Raw genomic sequence first — 17,043 nt, 5'->3', positions numbered from 1 at the left:
CTGGCGCAAGGGAGGCGCCTGGTTCTTCTGGGCAATTGACAGAGGGTTCGACCGAAGCGGAGATAGCCCTGCCAACGCAACCCCGACGTACACGTACCTGATCCAGGAACTGAAAGGCCTGATCCAGGAACTGAAAGGAAAGAGTCGGGATTTGGGAGGATAGCATGGGCGAGGTTCTACCCGGTCATCATGCCGACCGCATACAGGCCGCAATCATTTCGGATGCCGCTGCGAAGTCGGCGCTGGTCGCTTCATGGCGACGCTCGTCTAGGTTGCACAAGCTCGATCCAACCGATCCCAAACCGCCGCGATACCTGACTGAAGCCGAATTTATCGATGCCAGGCAACGGATCGAACCGCTGATCCGAGCTGCCCAATCAAGCCTCGACAGACTCTACCTGGCGGTGGGAGGTGTTGGATGCTGCGTACTTCTCGCTGACCGTGAGGGCGTGCCGGTCGAACGACGCGGTGCACCTGCGGATGACGAGACGTTTCACAGCTGGGGGTTGTGGACAGGCTCGGTCTGGAACGAGGAGAGCGAGGGCACCAACGGCATCGGCACCTGTCTTGTCGAGCAGCGCGTGCTGACGATCCATCGCGACCAGCATTTTCACACGCGCAACACAGCGCTGAGCTGCATCACCGCGCCCATCTACGATCACGAGGGAGACCTCGTCGCCGCCCTCGACGTGTCTTCCTGCCGGGCAGATCTAACCGAAGCCTTCGCCAATCTTATTTCGGTGGCCGTGGTCGACGCCGCGCGACGCATCGAGGCGGAGAACTTCAAGATGGCATTCCCGAAGGCGCGCATTCTGCTCGCGCCAATAACCGACAAAGGTTCGGGCGGGCTGGTCGCGGTCGATGCGGACGACCTTGTGGTCGGCGCGACCCGCTCAGCGCGACTGGCGCTGGGAATCACGCAAAAAAGCCTTCGCAAGCCGCTCCCCGCGGCCGATCTGCTTGGCGGGGCGCGGAAGGTCACCGAAGCCCTCGCCGAGGCGGAGCGCGGGGCTCTGCAACGGGTGCTGGCACGGACAGATGGAAATGTCTCGGCCGCGGCCGCAGCACTTGGGATCAGCCGTGCGACGCTCCACCGGAAGCTCAACCGCCTCGATCTCCATAGATCGCACTGATCTTTTCGAATCCCGGCATGACTGTCGCAGTTCTGCGACACGTCCTGCGGGTCCACTGTCCTCACCATCGTGACAGCGAGCGGGCAGATGCGGCAAGTCTTTCCGCCGAAGCGCCGCATCCCGCGGCGTTGTTTCGGGAGGTTGATATGAACAAGGTTGAATTCTCACGCTCCGTCAAGGCGCCCTTCGACAGGCGTTACGGCAATTTCATTGGCGGCAAATGGACCGAGCCGCTGTCCGGCAAGTATTTCGAGAATTTCTCGCCGGTAAACGGTCAGCTTCTCTGCGAAGTCGCCCGTTCCGACTCCAAGGATATCGAGGCCGCGCTCGACGCGGCCCATGCTGCCAGGGACGCATGGGGCCGCACCAGCCCGGCCGAACGCGCTTTGATTCTCAATCGCATTGCTGATCGCATGGAGGAGAACCTCGATCTCCTCGCGCGCGCCGAGACCTGGGACAACGGCAAGCCGATCCGTGAGACGACCGCCGCCGATCTGCCGCTGGCCATCGATCACTTCCGCTACTTCGCCGGCGCGATCCGCGCCCAGGAGGGCAGCCTCTCCGAGATCGACCACGACACCGTTGCCTATCACTTCCATGAACCGTTGGGTGTCGTCGGCCAGATCATCCCGTGGAACTTCCCGCTGCTCATGGCGGTTTGGAAACTGGCCCCCGCGATCGCGGCCGGCAACTGCGTGGTTCTGAAACCCGCAGAGCAGACCCCGGCGGCGATAATGCTCTGGGCGGACCTCATCGGCGACCTGCTGCCGCCGGGCGTGCTCAACATTGTCAACGGCTTCGGCCTCGAGGCAGGCAAGCCCCTCGCCTCCTCCAACCGGATCGCAAAGATCGCCTTCACCGGCGAGACGACCACTGGCCGGCTGATCATGCAGTACGCCAGCCAGAACCTGATCCCGGTAACGCTCGAGCTCGGCGGCAAGTCGCCCAACATCTTCTTCCAGGACGTCACCGCCGAGGACGACGATTTCTTCGACAAGGCGATCGAGGGTTTCGTCATGTTCGCACTCAACCAGGGCGAGGTTTGTACCTGCCCGAGCCGGGCGCTGATCCATGAAAAGATCTACGACCGCTTCATGGAGCGGGCGCTGAAGCGCGTCGAGGCGATCGTCCAGGGCGACCCGCTGGATCCGGCGACGATGATCGGCGCGCAGGCCTCGTCCGAGCAGCTCGAGAAGATCCTGTCCTACATCGACATCGGCAAGCAGGAAGGCGTAATAGCCGCCGGCGAGATCGCCCGGCAGCTCGTTGCGCGCGCCGCCAGTGAGCACTTCGGCCGTCAAGCCGACGGTGTTCAAGGGTCACAACAAGATGCGCATCTTCCAGGAGGAGATCTTCGGGCCGGTGGTTTCGGTGACAACTTTCAAGGACGACGACGGGCCTTGTCGATCGCCAACGACACGCTCTACGGCCTCGGCGCCGGCATCTGGAGCCGCGACGCCAACCGGCTCTACCGCTTCGGCCGGGCGATCCAGGCCGGCCGCGTCTGGACCAACTGCTACCACGCCTACCCGGCGCACGCGGCGTTTGGCGGCTACAAGCAGTCCGGCATCGGCCGCGAGACCCACAAGATGATGCTCGACCATTACCAGCAGACCAAAAACATGCTGGTCAGCTACAGCCCCAAGAAGCTCGGCTTCTTCTAAGGACTGCCTCACGGGGCGCGGGACGTTCCCGCGCTTCGCTTTCCGGAGGAGGATGGAATGCACGACAAGGTGAGCGCCACGCCGGCGGCGCTGGAGTTCCTGGCGGAGATCATCGCCGAGCATGGGCCGGTGCTGTTCCACCAGTCGGGCGGCTGCTGCGACGGTTCCTCGCCAATGTGCTACCCCCAGGGTGATTTCGCTCTGGGGGACAGCGACGTATTGCTCGGCGAGATCGGCGGCGCGCCGTTTTACATCGGCGCGGCGCAATACGACGCGTGGAAGCACACCAACCTCGTCATCGATGCTGTGCCCGGACGCGGTGGCATGTTCTCACTCGACAACGGCAGGGAGAGACGCTTCCTGACGCGGTCCACGGTGTGCCAGGTGGGAATCTGAATTTCGAGCACCAGCGGACGTCCAGCCTCGGCCACACTGGACGGGAGATCGTCGCGGATCGGACCGTTCTCGCAGCCTACATAGCGGTTACATTGGGAGCTGTCCTGCGGGTCGCGGCGCCGTTGGCAGGAGACTGGCACGCGCACTTACTGATCTGCGGCGGTGCGCTGTGGAGTGCCGCCTTCCTGCTGTTCGCCATTCGCTATGCGCCTGTCCTGTGGGGGCGCAGGGCCAACGCTTGAGATGGGCGGATACTCCGAGCTTCGAAAGCAAATGACGTCATCCATCAACCGTCGTGATCTACTTAAGGCGCACGCGGAGCCGCTCGCGGCGGCGTCGGCCGGGATCGTTCTCCCGGCCACGGCGCAGCCCGTTCCCGGTGGCGTCGAATCCGGGCCTAGTGCGTCACCCGCGCCTCGCCCGAACGCTCAGCCACCGATCATTGGGCTTTCCGATGCATCGACGTATCTCGCTGACGATCCAGCCGGCGTCTGTGAGTGCGGACCGCAGGGCAGGCTCGCGCCAGTACGTCTCGACGTAGCGCCGAGGCGCTGCAGCGCAGCCGTGTGTGGACACATCCTCGCCATCGCCCTCTCTAACCGAGGCGTGCAGTCGACCACCGGGCCGGGTTGCCTCGGCAAGCCGTCCAAGCACCGTGCCGAAATCCTCGCGCGCGACGTGAATCAGGCAGGCACAGGCCCAGATCCCGTCATACGGCGTGCCGGGACGCTGCGGGTCGGCCAGGTCTTCGGTCAGCGGGTCCAACAGGTCGGCCTCGAAGCCACTCTCGCGAAGCAGTTCGACGAAACCCTTCGAAATGTCGGTGCGCCGGACGCTGATCCCCCGCTTCTCAAGCTCAAGGGCATCTCGCCCGCCACCGCTTCCGATCTCCAGCACCCTGCCAGAGCCACCCAGCTCGGTCACGAACGCATCGATCTCGGTCGCGACCCATTCTGGCATCGCCGCGGCCTCGGCAGCGTACTCCGCCGCGACCGCATCATAGGACCGCACGGTATCCCGGTCGGTGCTCATCCTGGCGCTTCTCCTTCAAGACAAGAGGCTCGATGAGCGAGAGGCCCATAAGCCCGTGGAAGTTGTCACCGAGGGACATTGATCTGAGACAACGACGATTGTGTGCGATGCGCGCATTGTGAGACCTCGATGAGGAGTTCCGCCATGATAATTCGACAACTATCCCTCGCCCAATGCACCGCCCTGATTTCTGAGAACCGGCTCGCGCGGCTCGCCTGCTCGTCCGGTAACCAGCCCTACCTTGTGCCAATCTACTACGCCTACGACGACAGATGCACCTATTCCTTCACTATGCCGGGCCGAAAGCTGGACACCATGCGGGGCAACCCTCAAGTGGCGCTTCTGGTCGAAGAAAAAGGTGAGGCCCGTTCCTGGAAGAGCGTCGTCGCCGAAGGCCGCTTCGAGGAGTTGCCCGACCGCATTGACATCAAACGAGAGCGCGACCGGGCCTGGTCCCTGCTCAGCCAGCACGCCAACTGGTGGGAACCCGGCGCGCTGAAGCCCGTCATTGCACCGCTCGTCGACCATGCTTCGCACGTCTTCTTTCGAATCCATGTCGAGCGGATGTCCGGGCGCGAGGCCCATGAGAAATGAGGCGGGGCGGTGGATGCGCGTCGACGTCGAGCGTCACAGGAGCTGCTCGACCGGCAGGGCGAACGCTTTCCTGACGGCTGTCCCAGTGCGGTTGGCGCCAGACGCACTATCTAATCAAGACAAGCAGCGTCATCCGGCCAGCGTCATCCGGCGCGGCAGCTGCCACGAAACCAAAATGGGAAGCGTTCAAGCAATAGCAGTCCCGTCACGGCTCCGCTTGAACGGCTCTCTCTCTGGATCACGTTCGGCGCTGGTCGCGCTTGTAACCTAGGCTAGGAAGGTAGCCCAACGTCCTGGATGCGAAGCTTCGCGGATGAATTAGGCAGGCCTTCGCAAGAGATCAGCAACGAGGCTTGGCGCGGCCTCCGGCCGCTCGCCGTTCTGCAAGAGCCGCCGGTCCTCCTTGGAAAGGAAGACCGGCGGACGAGGTCGGCGAAGTCGTGGCCCGGGTGGCAGCGGCCATATCGCCGCGACGTTTCCTCCCGGATCGCGGGATCGTGGTTCGGCGCGCCTTGGTGCCAAGCCTGCCTGTCCGCTCGGTCCATCACTTACGTCTCCTTGACGCGGCCCCCGCCGTCCGCGCCAATTCGCGTCTGTTGACCCGCGCTACCTGGCCGCCACGGCCTGGCCGAAGAGTTCGGCGAACACGGCTTTGGCCTTGCCGGTCTGCTTGACGGCCTTGGCTGCGTCGAGGTTGACCGGCTGGCTTACCTCGATCAGCGCGACCATCCCCATTCCGTAGTGCGGCGCACACTTGACGCCGTAGACGCCTTCCTTGTCGAGCGTTACCGTGAAGACCTCGTTGAACTTGCTCTTGAAGGCCTCGGCGCCTTCCGGGAGCATGCCTTTGATCGTTTCCACGTTGTGGCCCTTGTCGGTCGGCACGAAGCGAATGGTGTCGCCGGGGGCGGCGCTGACGAAGTCGGGTTGGAACACCATCGCACCCTTCTCGCCCTTGTTCAGCATCGTGACCTCGATTTCGGCTGCGCCAGCCGCGCCTGCGACCGCAACCGCCGCGCCTAGCGCCAGCGCTGCGATGAGCTTCTTCATTTTCCTGGTCCTTTCCTGGTATGCGGCTCCATTGCCGTTGAAGGCTTTATAGTGCGTGACGCCAACAGGCAGTTTGCGCTGGCGCAAATAGCCGCTAGAAATCGAACAGGAGCGAGGAGGCCACGTCCTTCTTCCTGCTCCTGTCGGGTCATATCCGCGTCGTCCGCACCTCGCCCGAAGGGCATCAGGTGATCGCTCGATACATCACCGAGGGTGAACTCTTTGGCATCGCCATCGCCATGGGCAGGACGACCTATCCGGCGTCCGCGGTCGCGGCGGTTGATTGCGTCGTCCTCGCCTGGCCCAATTCCGCGTGGGCAGAACTGCAATCGCGTTTCCCGACGTTCGGGGCCAGTGCCTACCGCACGATCGGTTCCCGCCTCCAGGAAACCCAGGCGCAGGTCATGGAGATGTCGACCCAGCAGGTCGAGCAGCGCATCGCCCACGCGTTGCTGCGTATCGTCAGCCAGTCCGGACGAAAGACGCCAGAAGGGATCGAGATCGACTTTCCAATCACGCGTCAGGACATCGCGGAGATGACCGGAACGACGCTGCATACGGTCAGCAGGCGGCTCAGCGCCTGGGAAGACCAGGGTATTGTAAGGAGCGGGCGCCAGAAGGTCACCGTGACTACCCGCATGCGCTCATGCTGGTGTCTGAGAACAGGCGCAAGGGGCCGGCTGCATAGCGCCGCCGTCACGTCGCTGGCAGGAAAAGGACGCGTTCAATACGAGCTTTGTAGAAAGGGAGTAAACCGGGGTTCTGATAAAGTTCCCACCGTCGATTCTCGTCGAAAGCCGACTTCTACGAAACGGGCCAGGTGAATATTGGCCAACTCCGGACGCGTTCTCGCAAACTTTGATCTGGATCAAGGCGCATTCAGCAGCGAGCGGCAATCGACATCAGCCAACGTTTGGAATTCCAATGATCTCGGTGACAGATCCGCCATTTTGCCAACTGCCTCTCCAGGTGGAGCGTGCCGCACGCGGCGCATGCGGTTCAAAGCGCCGCGATGCCGCCACCGAGGACGGCCGACGGCGCGTTCGCAAGCGGATCGCTGCTTATCGCCTCGAGAAGTTCCTGGGAGAAGGATTCCAGGTCGACCCGATGGGCGTGGCATGCGTCGGCGACCGTATGGAAGATTCCGATCGGACAGCCGATGCAGAGCATTCTGTTTCGGATCATCACCCTTATGGTTGCCGGCCATCGCCGCATGATCTCGTCGACCGTCATATCGGGATCGATGGTTTCAGGTTGGTTCACGATAGTCGTCTCCAAAGAAGGCCATCTAAACCGTCCGCCTCGCCCGGAACTTTGCGCAGGCGCAAACAAATGGCGGAACGAGCGGGCTGGGACGAATTGAGCGCTTGCCGTGCGGAAGTCAGGCACCTAAAAGTAGCAGACACAATACCACTTTGTGTGCTGCGATGAATTCTGCTGTTTACGATCGCGCCCGCCCGCAGGCGGAAATGCCGCTGTCCCACCCGTTGGTCGACCGCGGGTTCATTGCCGCGCTTGTCCGCGATTTCTACGTCCGCGTCAGGTCGGATACTCGCCTCGGACCAATCTTCGCTGCGGAAATCCACGGCGACTGGGAACCGCATCTGGAGAAGATGACCGACTTCTGGTGTTCGGTCATTCTGAAGAATGGCGCGTACAGCGGCCGCCCCGTGCCTGCGCACCTTAAGCTGAAGCAGGTGCGCGAGGAGGATTTCGACATATGGCTCGGTCATTTCCGCAAAACCGTCGAAGAGCGATGCCCGCCTGAGGTAGCCGAAGTGTTCGTCGACCGCGCCGAAAGGATCGCGCGGAGCCTGAAGGTCGCCATGTTTTTCCGGCCTGATCGCCCGACCGCGGGGGCGACGGGATGATAAACGCGGAAGGGCAGGCTTTTCCCGCCGAGACGACGGCTTTCCTAGCGTGGGCGGGCATGCTCGCGCTGACGTCGCATTTTCGTCTAGCTGACAGCCTGCTAGGGTGGGTTCTTTCTGCGATGAGAACCAGGAATCCGCGGGATGCGTCTCACCTTTCAGACGGACTATGCGCTCAGGATGCTGATCTACCTGGCGGTCCACCGGGAAAGACCGTGCCGAGTGACCGACGTGGCCGCGGCATACGGGATATCACGCAATCACCTCCTGAAAGTGGCTTTCAGGCTCGGGCGACTGGGTTATCTCACCACGGCTCGGGGGCGCACCGGCGGCATAGCGCTCGCCCGGCGGCCGGAGGACATCAACTTGGGTGAGGTCGTGCGGCACATGGAAGACGACTTCGCTCTGACGGAGTGTATGCGCAGGGATGGCGGCTTGTGCGTCATATCCCCTGCCTGCCGGCTCGAGGGCGTCGTCGTCAAGGCGCTGCAGGCGTTTCTCGCTGTCTTCGACGGCTGTACTCTGGCTGACATAGCCGCAAACAGATCCGAACTGGTGGAGTTGTTTGAAATGCACAGAGTTTCTGGGGAAGTTGCCTGAGCGAATGCCGTACCTGGAGGGAATGCATGATATCGAACCTCAAATCCTCTGAACGGCAGTACGCCTTGCTCATCGCGGTGGCAGTAGCGCTCGCGGGTCTGGCCATGGCCGCCCTCGGACGCTCGGACACTCTCGGGGTGCACGGCGTCATCGTCATGCTTTTCGCGGGCGTCGTAATCTACCTCCTCATGTCGTCGTTCTACGGCGCCGAACCGACCGAAGACCGAGCAGTCTCCTATTACGACGATCCCATCAAGGTCGGGATCGTGCTGTCGATGGCCTGGGCTGTCTTCGGCATGTTCATGGGCGTGTGGGTGGCCGCGCAGCTCGCCTGGCCAGACCTCGCCTTCGATGCGGCCTGGTCCAGCTTCGGGCGGCTGCGGCCCACGCATACGTCCGGCGTCATCTTCGGGTTCGGCGGCAACGCGCTGATTGCGACCTCTTTCCACGTCGTGCAGCGCACGTCTCGGGCGCGGTTGGCCGGCCAGATAAGTCCTTGGTTCGTGCTTCTCGGCTTCAACCTGTTCTGTGTTCTGGCCATTTCCGGATATCTGCTCGGTACCACCCAGTCGAAGGAGTACGCGGAAGCCGAGTGGTATGCGGACTTGTGGCTGGTGATCGTCTGGGTGACCTACTTCATTCTTTACATCGCCACGATCGCGCGTCGCAAAGAGCCGCACATCTACGTCGCCAACTGGTACTTCATGGCCTTTATCCTGGTCGTGGCCATCCTGCACATCGTCAACAACCTCGCGCTGCCGGTGTCGTGGGGGCACGCCAAGAGCTACACGATCTGGCCGGGCGTGCAGGACGCGATGGTGCAGTGGTGGTATGGCCACAACGCGGTTGCGTTCTTCCTCACCGCAGGTTTTCTCGGCATGCTCTACTACTACCTGCCGGTCCGTGCGCAGCGACCGATCTTCTCCTACCGTCTCTCGATCCTGAGCTTCTGGGGCATCACCTTCTTCTACATGTGGGCGGGTTCCCACCACCTGCACTACACCGCGCTCCCCCACTGGGTGCAAACGCTCGGCATGACCTTTTCCGTGATGCTTCTCGTGCCTTCGTGGGCATCCGCGGGTAACGCGCTGCTGACCCTCAACGGCGCCTGGCACCGGGTCCGGGACGATGCGACCCTGCGATTCATGATGGCCGCGGCAGTCTTCTATGGGCTCTCCACCTTCGAGGGTTCGTTCATGGCGATCAGACCGGTGAACTCTCTCTCGCACTACACTGATTGGACAGTCGGCCACGTCCATGCCGGAGCCTTGGGCTGGGTCGCGCTCATCACCTTCGGCTCCGTCTACACGCTCGTCCCGGCGCTCTGGAAACGCGAGCGGATGTATTCGGCAGCGCTCGTCGAGGTCCATTTCTGGCTCGCCATCGCCGGAACGCTGATCTACGCCTTCGCGATGTGGAATTCCGGCATCATCCAGGGGCTGATGTGGCGAACCTATACCGACGAAGGCGCTCTCGCCTATTCGTTCGTCGATTCACTGGTGGCGATGTATCCATACTATATCGCCCGCGCCTTCGGCGGACTGCTGTTCCTGCTGGGCGCGCTGGTCGGCTGCTACAACATCTGGATGACGGTCCGTATGGTGCCGCTCGCGGCAGCCCGTGAGACCGACGCACCCGTCATCCCCGCCGCAGTACCGGGAGAATGACGGATGCCTGAACTCTTCCATCGCAAGCTCGAGCGGTCCGCGATCCTCTTCGTACTTGGAATAATAGCTGCGGCCAGCGTCGGCGGCATCGTCGAGATTGCTCCCCTGTTCACCATCGACGAAACCGTCGAGCAGGCGCCCGACATGCGGGTTTACACCCCGCTGGAGCTCGCGGGCCGCAACATCTATGTCCGTGAAGGCTGTTACGCCTGTCACAGTCAGATGATCCGCACCCTGCGCGACGAGGTCGAGCGCTACGGTCCGTATTCGCTCGCCGTGGAATCCCAATACGACCGGCCGATGCTCTGGGGGTCGAAGCGGACCGGACCCGACCTTGCGCGTGTTGGGGGAAAATATTCGGATTTCTGGCATGTCGCACATCTGACGAATCCACGCGACGTCGTGCCGGAATCGAACATGCCCGCCTATACCTGGCTTGCCCGCACGACGCTGAAGACGGACGACCTGCCGCAGCATCTGGCGGCCCAGCGGGCACTCGGCGTACCCTATACCGAGGCGATGGTGGAAAACGCTGCCCGCGACGCCTACGGGCAGGCGACCCCCGACACTGATTTCTCAAGCGGGGTGACTGAGCGGTATGGTGACAAGACCCAGGTGAGCGCATTCGACGGCGTCACCACACACGTCACCGAGATGGACGCGCTGGTGGCCTACCTGCAGGTGCTGGGCAGGCTGACGGGAGCCGCGTACGAGGATACGGCGGCGCCGGAAAAGAAGCCGGACCCGGAAAGCTGACGGGAGGACCGATGATGGATTTCGACCACGACACGCTCGTTGCCCTGTCCAAGAGCTGGGGCCTTTTCTACCTGATGGGCTTCTTCCTCTGTGTCGTTGTCTACGCCTTCTGGCCGTCCAACCGAAAACGTTTCGACAGGGCCAAGACCAGCATCCTCGATCGGGACGACAAGCCATGGAAGTAAGCGAACGCGATCCCGCTACCGGCCGCGAAACGACTGGCCACGAGTGGAACGGCATCAAGGAATTGGACACGCCGGTCCCGCGCGGGGTCCTGATGTTCCTGATCGTCACGCATATCTGGGCGCTCGCATGGTGGTTCCTTGTGCCGGCATGGCCGTTGGGAACGACATACACCAAAGGGCTTCTAGGCGTTGATCAGCAGACGACGGTTGAAGCACGGGTGATTGAAGGCCAGCGCGAGCGCGCCGCCTGGACGGCCCGGCTCGAATCCGAACCTTACGACGCCATCATGGCGGACGAAGCTCTGATGCAGACCGTCCGTCACACCGGGCAGCAGCTGTTCGGCGACAACTGCGCCGCCTGCCACGGACGCGACGGCAAGGGCGGCGCGAACTATCCCGATCTCACGGACGACGACTGGCTGTGGGGCGGCGGTCCCCAGCTGATCGAGCAGACGATGCGCGTCGGCATCAACACCGCCCATCCCGAAAGCCGTATCGGGCAGATGCCTGCTTTCGGCCGCGACGACATGCTCGACCGGAACCAGGTGCGCGACGTTGCCGCCTATGTCTACTCGCTGACAAATCCCGACACCTCGACACCGCAGAACCTCGGCCGCATCAACGCCGGCAAGGAAGTCTTCGTGACGACATGCGCGGCCTGTCATGGCGAGAACGCGCAAGGCAATCGCGAGGTCGGAGCGCCGAACCTGACCGACGCGTACTGGATCTACGGCGGAAGCATGGACACCATCATCGCTTCCGTCCACGGTGGCCGGCAAGGCCACATGCCGACCTGGGACGAGCGGCTGACCACCGCGGAAATTCGGACACTTGCGCTTTTTGTCCATGACCTGGGGACGCGCCAGCCATGACCCCCCGCAGAAGCACTCGCCTTCCCGGCGGATGGATCCTCTGGTTGCTCGTCCCGGCGGGGCTGCTGCTCTTCGCCGGCGCCAACGCGCATCTTGTCTACGTGGCGTTCCAATCGCAGCCGGACTGCGTGGCGCACGTGAAGGATACCAGCGACGGCGGCGGATATCGCGCCGCCAAGTCAGCCTGCTGAAGGAGAAAGACATGGGCGAGGCCGACGAATCCTACTGGCTGCTGAGCGAGACATCCGGCATCGGGGAAACCCGGGATCCCAAGCTTCAACGCCACCTTCCGGTCCTGGAAGGATTGCGTTGGCTCGCTGAGGGCTGGCGCGATTTCTGGACCCGCCCCGCCTCCAGCCTCGCTTACGGTGTCGGCGTTTTCGTGCTTTCGGTGGCGTTCGTGTGGACCCTCGTCGAGTTCGGTCGCGACTATATCCTGTTCCCATCGCTTGCCGGCTTCCTGATCGTCGCACCGTTCCTGGCGATCGGGCTTTACGAGAAGAGCCGCGCGATCGGCGAAGGCCGCGAAATCGGGCTTGCTTCGATGCTTCATGTGCGACCGAGAGCGGGCGCGCAGATCTTCTTCACGGGCCTGCTTCTCTGTCTCCTGATGCTGCTCTGGATGCGGGCGGCGGTTCTCCTGTGGGCGCTGTTTTTTGGCGTGACGGCGTTTCCGGGCCTCGACAATGTGATCGGGATACTGATTGGCACGCCGTCGGGATGGGCGATGTTGATCATAGGAACGGCGATCGGCGGTCTGTTCGCATCCTTCGCGTTTTCGATCAGCGTGTTTGCCGTTCCTATGCTGCTTGACCGGCGCGTCGATGCTCTGACCGCGATGGCCACGAGCATGAAAATGGTGTGGAACAACCTGCCGCCGATGATCGCCTGGGGTGCCATGGTGCTCGTGCTTTTCGGCATCTGCGTCGCCACTGGCCTTATCGGCATGATCGTCATCTTCCCGCTGCTCGGACACGCGACATGGCACGCCTACCGGGCAGTGGCCCGGCCGGAGGCCTGATCGATGAGTTGCTGCGCGCCGGGATCCGAGGCGGCCCTGATGATTGGGCCCGGGCGGCGCGAGATCGTCTCGCAAGAGGTGGTCTTTGCGAGCCGAGATCTCGACGATGGTACGATTCAGACGGACTTTTCCGTCCCTCAGGTGCATTGCGCAGGCTGCATCGGCGCGATCGAAGGCTTGCTCAGCCAAGTCGAGGGCATCGTTTCCGCACGGGTGAACCTGACCGCAAAACGTGTCGTAGTGAAGTGGCGGCGGGACGGCGCCGTGCCGCCGATGATCGAAACGCTTCGAAAAGCCGGTTACGAAGCAACACTCGCCGAGCCTGAGAACGGAGACGGCGATCCGGAGATGGGCCGCTTGCTGCGCGCCACGGCCGTTGCCGGCTTCGCCGCCATGAATATCATGCTTCTTTCCGTCTCGGTCTGGTCGGGAGCGGACGCCGGCACGAGGCACGCATTCCACCTGATCTCCACGGCCCTCGCGTTGCCGACGCTGGCCTATTCGGGCCGGATTTTCTTCGCTTCCGCGTGGAGCGCCCTGCGCGGCGGCCGGACGAACATGGACGTGCCGATCAGCGTCGGCGTGCTGCTCGCATTCGGCCTCAGCGCATACGATACGGTGACGGGCGGAGCCCATGCTTACTTCGATGCGGTGACATCCTTGCTGTTCTTCCTGCTGGCTGGACGCGCTGTGGACCAGGCGATGCGCGGACGCGCTCGCGAAGCGGTCAGGTCGCTCGCGCGGATGATGCCGCGAGGCGCCACGGTGCTCACGCCCGATGGCGAACGCGAATATCGCGACGTATCCGCTATCCGCAGCGGCGAGACTGTCCTTGTTCTCGCGGGAGAGCGCGTGCCGGCCGATGGCACCGTAATTTCCGGAAACGCCTCGCTCGACCTGTCGGTTGTGACGGGCGAGTCCGCCCCGGAGTCGGTCCGACCGGGGGCCAGCGTGCTGTCGGGATCGCTCAACCTCGACGGGCCGCTGACGTTGCGTGTCGACCGACCTCAGAAAGAGTCCTTCCTTGCTGACATGATGCGGTTGATGGAGGCTGCCGAAGGCGGCCGCGCCCGTTATCGGCGCATCGCCGACCGGGCCGCCTCGCTTTATTCGCCGGTGGTCCATCTGCTTGCCTTCGCCACCTTTGCAGGGTGGATGATCACCACCGGAGACTTGCACCGATCACTGACGGTGGCGATCGCCGTCCTCATCATCACCTGCCCATGCGCGTTGGGCCTGGCCGTGCCGATGGTCCAAGCCGTCGCTGCGCGGCGTCTCTTCGCTCTCGGTGTGACCCTCAAGGACGGCGCGGCTTTGGAACGGCTGGCCGAAGTCGATCACGTCGCACTGGACAAGACGGGTACGCTCACCTCAGGCCTGACAAAAGTGGCGTCTTTCACGGTGCCGGACGACGAGATCGAAGCGGCCTCCGCGCTTGCCCGGTTCTCTCGGCATCCTGCCTCGCGAGCGGTGGCGGCGCTGCATCCGGCCGGGCAGGCTGCCGTCGAGCAGATTCGGGAGGAGCCCGGAAACGGCATCGAAGGCACGGTCGGCGGCCGCGTTTACAGGCTCGGCCGCCAATCTTGGGTCGACGCCCGCTCCACTGCCGGTTCCGCCTCGGCCGAAGCCTGGTTGTCGGCTGACGGCCGCGTCCTCGGCGCGTTCCGGATTTCCGACAGCCTCCGTCTCGGAGCCGCCGCCGCTACAAAGCGCCTGCGCAGTCTCGGCCTCGGCGTCGAGATCCTGTCCGGAGACGTGGAAACGGAGGTAAGGAAGGTGGCAGGCATGCTCGGCGTAGCAGCAGCCACTGCCGGGATGCTTCCTCGCGACAAAGTCGCGCGGTTGGAAGTCCTGCGCGCGCAGGGCCGCAAGGTGCTGATGGTCGGTGACGGCCTCAACGACGCGCCCGCATTGGGAACGGCTCACGTGTCGATGGCGCCCTCCTCGGCCGCGGACGTCGGGCGCAACGCGGCCGATCTCGTGTTCCTGGGCTCCAGCCTGGACAGCGTTCCGAAAGCGATCACCATTGCCCGCAAGGCCAGGCAGCTCGTCACCCAGAACATTGGGCTCTCCATCCTTTACAATGCGCTGGCCCTCCCGCTCGCGGTTACAGGCCACGTTACGCCGCTGGTCGCGGCGGTGGCGATGTCCACATCATCCATCCTGGTGGTTGCCAATGCGCTTCGTCTTTCGGGTCCGAGCCGAGATCCGCAAGGAATACAAGGTGGCGTGACGTCCACTCATCTCGCGGAGGCTGCATGAGCCTGCTCGCCTGGCTGGTCCCCGTAGCACTCGGCATGGGCCTGGTTGGGCTTCTCGCCTTCCTCTGGTCGATGAAAAGCGGCCAGCTCGAGGACCTGGACGGAGCAGCGGAGCGGGTGCTTCTCAACGAGGCGGCCGACACCCCGCTGCCGGATGTGGAACAGCCATCACCGAACAGGCGTTGATCTCTAAGGGAAGCGACAATGGGCGAAACTGCCGACAGAAAATTTGACTGGATAGCGGGGCTGGCGACTGTGTCCGGCGTTGCGGTGATGGTTCCAAGCCTTGTCGCGCTTGCAGTCGCCCTGATCGCGGTGATAGCCGCTTTGTTCTAGGCAGGAAACGACGGCCACAGCCCGGCATCACGGCCGCACGGCCGGCGTCTCGACCAGAAGGCCGCGGGCCCGCTCCGTCAGATGGAGCTCCAGGTCGACGAGTTCGGCTGCGCCGAATTCGAAGGGCTCGGCTCTGACCCCGATCATGCAGTTGCGCAGGCGCCGCTGCAGCGAGCCGACCGTCTGCCATTCCAGGCGGTAGAGCGGATAGCCGGTCGGATGCGCCTGCGGGATGACACTGCCGCCAAGCCGTTTGCCCCAATTGTCGTCATGGCAGGAGGCGCAGGAAAGCTCGAGCTGTCCGATGCGGCTCTGGAACAGACGCCGGCCGTTGTCGCGAAACGGCGCGAGCCGGGCGTCGGTCGCCGGTGTGATTGGCATGCCGCGCGACTGAGGCGTCACATAGGCCGTCAGGGCGAGCAAAGCGTCGGACTCCGGCGCCAGCGGCTCGGCCTGCTGCCGCTCCGCTCGACAGGAGTTGATGCGCCCGGCAAGGTCGATCGGCCGGCCGGTCGCCGCGTCAAAGGCCGGGTAGCGCGCGGCAACGCCGCGCATCGTCTGGCGGGCATCGTCATGGCAGCCGGAGCAGGCGACATCCGCCCTGCCCTGCGCCTGTTGCCAGAGCTGTTCGCCCTGCAGCACCCACAGCATGCCGGGATTGCTCATGTCGTCGGCCTGCAGCGCCTGCGTCTGCGGCGTCATGAAGTCGAAGCCGAAGCGCTTCTCGACGTCTTCGATGTCGGCGGCGATGGCAATGCCGCAGACGACCGCCGCGATAATCCCCACCAGGCCCGCGAGGGCGCGCATCAGCTCACCGTGATCGTCGCCGACGCCGTTTGGGTCTTCCCGGCATCGTCGGTCCAGGTGAAGTCGATCGTGCCGCTCGTCGTGGCAACGAGCGTGAAGGCAATGAACGGATTGGCCGATACCGCTGGAAAGAGATCGGCCGAAAACACCTCCTCGCCATTGTAGGTGCAGGTGAAACGGCGGATGATGTCGCGGGGGATGTTGGAGCCGTTCGGGCCGATACGATAGCCGGTTTCCATGGGATGGGCGATCATCGCCTTGATCTCGACGACTTCGCCCTGCCTGGCCACATTCGGCACATTGACGAGCGCGCGCGCCATTATGAAAGGTCCTCGATACAGGCGGCCAGCGTGACGATGGCGCTCGCCCGGCTCGACCAGAAGCTGCCGTCGCTCATCTCAGCGACCGCGACAACGACCTGCGAGGTCGCGAGCCGGATCCGCGTCGAGACCATGGCGCGGCCGGAGCGCGCCCCGAGGTGCAAAACCGCGACATTCGCCTCCGGGTTTTTCTCGTTGAAGACCGCGATGCGCCGGACATGGTCGTCTTCGGTCATCGGGCTCTCGGCGACGACTGTGATCCCGACCGCGTTGCCGTTCTCTACCAGAGGCGGCAGGTCGAGCCGGACGCGGCCATCGAGAACGTTGGCGCCCCCGGTGAAGGTCCGGATCGCTTCCTCGAGGCTCGGACGGGCAACGGCCCAGCGCGGCAGGCTGATCGCCAGCAGGCCGGTCATGCCGGCCCGAAGAAACTGCCGCCGTCCGACCATGCCTGCGTAAACTCCCGGGCCTGCGTAAA

At 63.6% G+C, this 17,043-nt stretch carries 21 protein-coding genes and 3 pseudogenes; 18 read left to right on the top strand and 6 right to left on the bottom strand.

What is annotated here, in order from left to right:
* Positions 1 to 164 precede the first annotated feature (164 nt).
* The 5 genes and pseudogenes from AC0L2Z_RS26290 to AC0L2Z_RS26270 form a co-directional block, all read left to right on the top strand.
* Entirely contained in the window at positions 165 to 1,133 is a 969-nt protein-coding gene (locus tag AC0L2Z_RS26290; protein WP_473629691.1) for a GAF domain-containing protein, read from the top strand.
* A 146-nt stretch (positions 1,134 to 1,279) separates the two neighbouring features.
* Positions 1,280 to 2,797 (top strand): annotated as a pseudogene (adh, locus tag AC0L2Z_RS26285) (aldehyde dehydrogenase).
* Between the two features lie 57 nt (positions 2,798 to 2,854).
* Positions 2,855 to 3,193 carry a DUF779 domain-containing protein gene (locus AC0L2Z_RS26280; RefSeq protein ID WP_473516671.1) on the top strand — a complete coding sequence of 113 codons (339 nt, stop codon included), beginning with the start codon at positions 2,855 to 2,857 and terminating at the stop codon, positions 3,191 to 3,193.
* Complete coding sequence (locus AC0L2Z_RS26275; protein WP_473629690.1) at positions 3,175 to 3,435, top strand: NnrS family protein; 261 nt, start codon at positions 3,175 to 3,177, stop codon at positions 3,433 to 3,435. The genes AC0L2Z_RS26280 and AC0L2Z_RS26275 overlap by 19 nt, the downstream gene beginning before the upstream one ends.
* A gap of 31 nt (positions 3,436 to 3,466) precedes the next feature.
* Positions 3,467 to 3,586 (top strand): annotated as a pseudogene (locus tag AC0L2Z_RS26270) (twin-arginine translocation signal domain-containing protein); the annotation flags it as partial.
* 12 nt (positions 3,587 to 3,598) lie between these two features.
* On the opposite strand, the gene AC0L2Z_RS26265 reads toward AC0L2Z_RS26270, so the two are convergent.
* Positions 3,599 to 4,225, bottom strand: a complete 627-nt coding sequence (locus AC0L2Z_RS26265) for a class I SAM-dependent methyltransferase (RefSeq protein ID WP_473629689.1) — start codon at positions 4,223 to 4,225, stop codon at positions 3,599 to 3,601.
* 144 nt (positions 4,226 to 4,369) lie between these two features.
* Between AC0L2Z_RS26265 and AC0L2Z_RS26260 the strand changes: the two genes are divergently transcribed.
* Complete coding sequence (locus AC0L2Z_RS26260) at positions 4,370 to 4,819, top strand: pyridoxamine 5'-phosphate oxidase family protein (protein ID WP_287322789.1); 450 nt, start codon at positions 4,370 to 4,372, stop codon at positions 4,817 to 4,819.
* Between the two features lie 606 nt (positions 4,820 to 5,425).
* Here the strand turns inward: AC0L2Z_RS26260 and AC0L2Z_RS26255 are convergent.
* Positions 5,426 to 5,869, bottom strand: coding sequence for a pseudoazurin (locus AC0L2Z_RS26255; RefSeq protein ID WP_473516675.1), 444 nt, complete (start codon positions 5,867 to 5,869; stop codon positions 5,426 to 5,428).
* Between the two features lie 116 nt (positions 5,870 to 5,985).
* Between AC0L2Z_RS26255 and AC0L2Z_RS26250 the strand changes: the two are divergent.
* Positions 5,986 to 6,557: pseudogene (locus AC0L2Z_RS26250) on the top strand (Crp/Fnr family transcriptional regulator); the annotation flags it as partial.
* Positions 6,558 to 6,868: 311 nt separating this feature from the next.
* Here AC0L2Z_RS26250 and AC0L2Z_RS26245 read toward each other — a convergent pair.
* The gene (locus tag AC0L2Z_RS26245) at positions 6,869 to 7,132 is read right to left on the bottom strand and encodes a DUF1858 domain-containing protein (RefSeq protein WP_473629688.1); all 264 of its coding nucleotides are present in this window, start codon (positions 7,130 to 7,132) and stop codon (positions 6,869 to 6,871) included.
* Between the two features lie 164 nt (positions 7,133 to 7,296).
* Here AC0L2Z_RS26245 and AC0L2Z_RS26240 point away from each other — a divergent pair, with 164 nt between their 5' ends.
* The 11 genes from AC0L2Z_RS26240 (at position 7,297) to AC0L2Z_RS26190 (ending at position 15,438) form a co-directional block, all read left to right on the top strand.
* Positions 7,297 to 7,740, top strand: coding sequence for a group III truncated hemoglobin (locus AC0L2Z_RS26240; protein WP_473629687.1), 444 nt, complete (start codon positions 7,297 to 7,299; stop codon positions 7,738 to 7,740).
* Positions 7,741 to 7,884: 144 nt separating this feature from the next.
* Positions 7,885 to 8,340, top strand: coding sequence for an Rrf2 family transcriptional regulator (locus tag AC0L2Z_RS26235; protein ID WP_473516677.1), 456 nt, complete (start codon positions 7,885 to 7,887; stop codon positions 8,338 to 8,340).
* Positions 8,341 to 8,444: 104 nt separating this feature from the next.
* On the top strand, positions 8,445 to 10,007 hold the full coding sequence (gene ccoN / locus AC0L2Z_RS26230) for a cytochrome-c oxidase, cbb3-type subunit I (RefSeq protein WP_473629704.1): 1,563 nt from the start codon (positions 8,445 to 8,447) through the stop codon (positions 10,005 to 10,007).
* Positions 10,008 to 10,010: 3 nt separating this feature from the next.
* Complete coding sequence (gene ccoO / locus AC0L2Z_RS26225; protein ID WP_473629686.1) at positions 10,011 to 10,763, top strand: cytochrome-c oxidase, cbb3-type subunit II; 753 nt, start codon at positions 10,011 to 10,013, stop codon at positions 10,761 to 10,763.
* A gap of 14 nt (positions 10,764 to 10,777) precedes the next feature.
* Positions 10,778 to 10,948: a CcoQ/FixQ family Cbb3-type cytochrome c oxidase assembly chaperone gene (locus AC0L2Z_RS26220; RefSeq protein WP_023798493.1), complete on the top strand. Its 171-nt coding sequence runs from the start codon at positions 10,778 to 10,780 to the stop codon at positions 10,946 to 10,948.
* Positions 10,939 to 11,820 (top strand): cytochrome-c oxidase, cbb3-type subunit III, encoded by an 882-nt coding sequence (ccoP, locus tag AC0L2Z_RS26215; protein WP_128168224.1) that lies wholly within the window; start codon positions 10,939 to 10,941, stop codon positions 11,818 to 11,820. Before AC0L2Z_RS26220 ends, ccoP begins: the two co-directional genes overlap by 10 nt.
* Entirely contained in the window at positions 11,817 to 12,011 is a 195-nt protein-coding gene (locus tag AC0L2Z_RS26210; RefSeq protein ID WP_128168223.1) for a hypothetical protein, read from the top strand. The genes ccoP and AC0L2Z_RS26210 overlap by 4 nt, the downstream gene beginning before the upstream one ends.
* 11 nt (positions 12,012 to 12,022) lie before the next feature.
* On the top strand, positions 12,023 to 12,841 hold the full coding sequence (locus AC0L2Z_RS26205) for a DUF2189 domain-containing protein (RefSeq protein ID WP_287228108.1): 819 nt from the start codon (positions 12,023 to 12,025) through the stop codon (positions 12,839 to 12,841).
* A 3-nt stretch (positions 12,842 to 12,844) separates the two neighbouring features.
* The gene (locus AC0L2Z_RS26200; protein WP_128168221.1) at positions 12,845 to 15,103 is read left to right on the top strand and encodes a heavy metal translocating P-type ATPase; all 2,259 of its coding nucleotides are present in this window, start codon (positions 12,845 to 12,847) and stop codon (positions 15,101 to 15,103) included.
* Entirely contained in the window at positions 15,100 to 15,288 is a 189-nt protein-coding gene (gene ccoS / locus AC0L2Z_RS26195) for a cbb3-type cytochrome oxidase assembly protein CcoS (RefSeq protein ID WP_128168220.1), read from the top strand. The genes AC0L2Z_RS26200 and ccoS overlap by 4 nt, the downstream gene beginning before the upstream one ends.
* A gap of 18 nt (positions 15,289 to 15,306) precedes the next feature.
* Entirely contained in the window at positions 15,307 to 15,438 is a 132-nt protein-coding gene (locus AC0L2Z_RS26190) for a hypothetical protein (RefSeq protein WP_023798499.1), read from the top strand.
* Between the two features lie 27 nt (positions 15,439 to 15,465).
* Here the strand turns inward: AC0L2Z_RS26190 and soxA are convergent, their stop codons facing one another.
* The 3 genes from soxA to AC0L2Z_RS26175 are packed head-to-tail and all read right to left on the bottom strand — an operon-like array spanning position 15,466 to position 17,014.
* Entirely contained in the window at positions 15,466 to 16,245 is a 780-nt protein-coding gene (gene soxA / locus AC0L2Z_RS26185) for a sulfur oxidation c-type cytochrome SoxA (RefSeq protein WP_473629685.1), read from the bottom strand.
* The gene (soxZ, locus tag AC0L2Z_RS26180) at positions 16,245 to 16,565 is read right to left on the bottom strand and encodes a thiosulfate oxidation carrier complex protein SoxZ (protein ID WP_473629684.1); all 321 of its coding nucleotides are present in this window, start codon (positions 16,563 to 16,565) and stop codon (positions 16,245 to 16,247) included. The genes soxA and soxZ overlap by 1 nt, the downstream gene beginning before the upstream one ends.
* Positions 16,565 to 17,014: a SoxY-related AACIE arm protein gene (locus AC0L2Z_RS26175; RefSeq protein ID WP_128168218.1), complete on the bottom strand. Its 450-nt coding sequence runs from the start codon at positions 17,012 to 17,014 to the stop codon at positions 16,565 to 16,567. The genes soxZ and AC0L2Z_RS26175 overlap by 1 nt, the downstream gene beginning before the upstream one ends.
* Positions 17,015 to 17,043 lie beyond the last annotated feature (29 nt).

Source organism: Mesorhizobium sp. WSM4850 (assembly GCF_055811735.1).
Note: the sequence above shows the minus strand (reverse complement) of the source record. Positions and strands in the feature narration are given on the sequence as shown.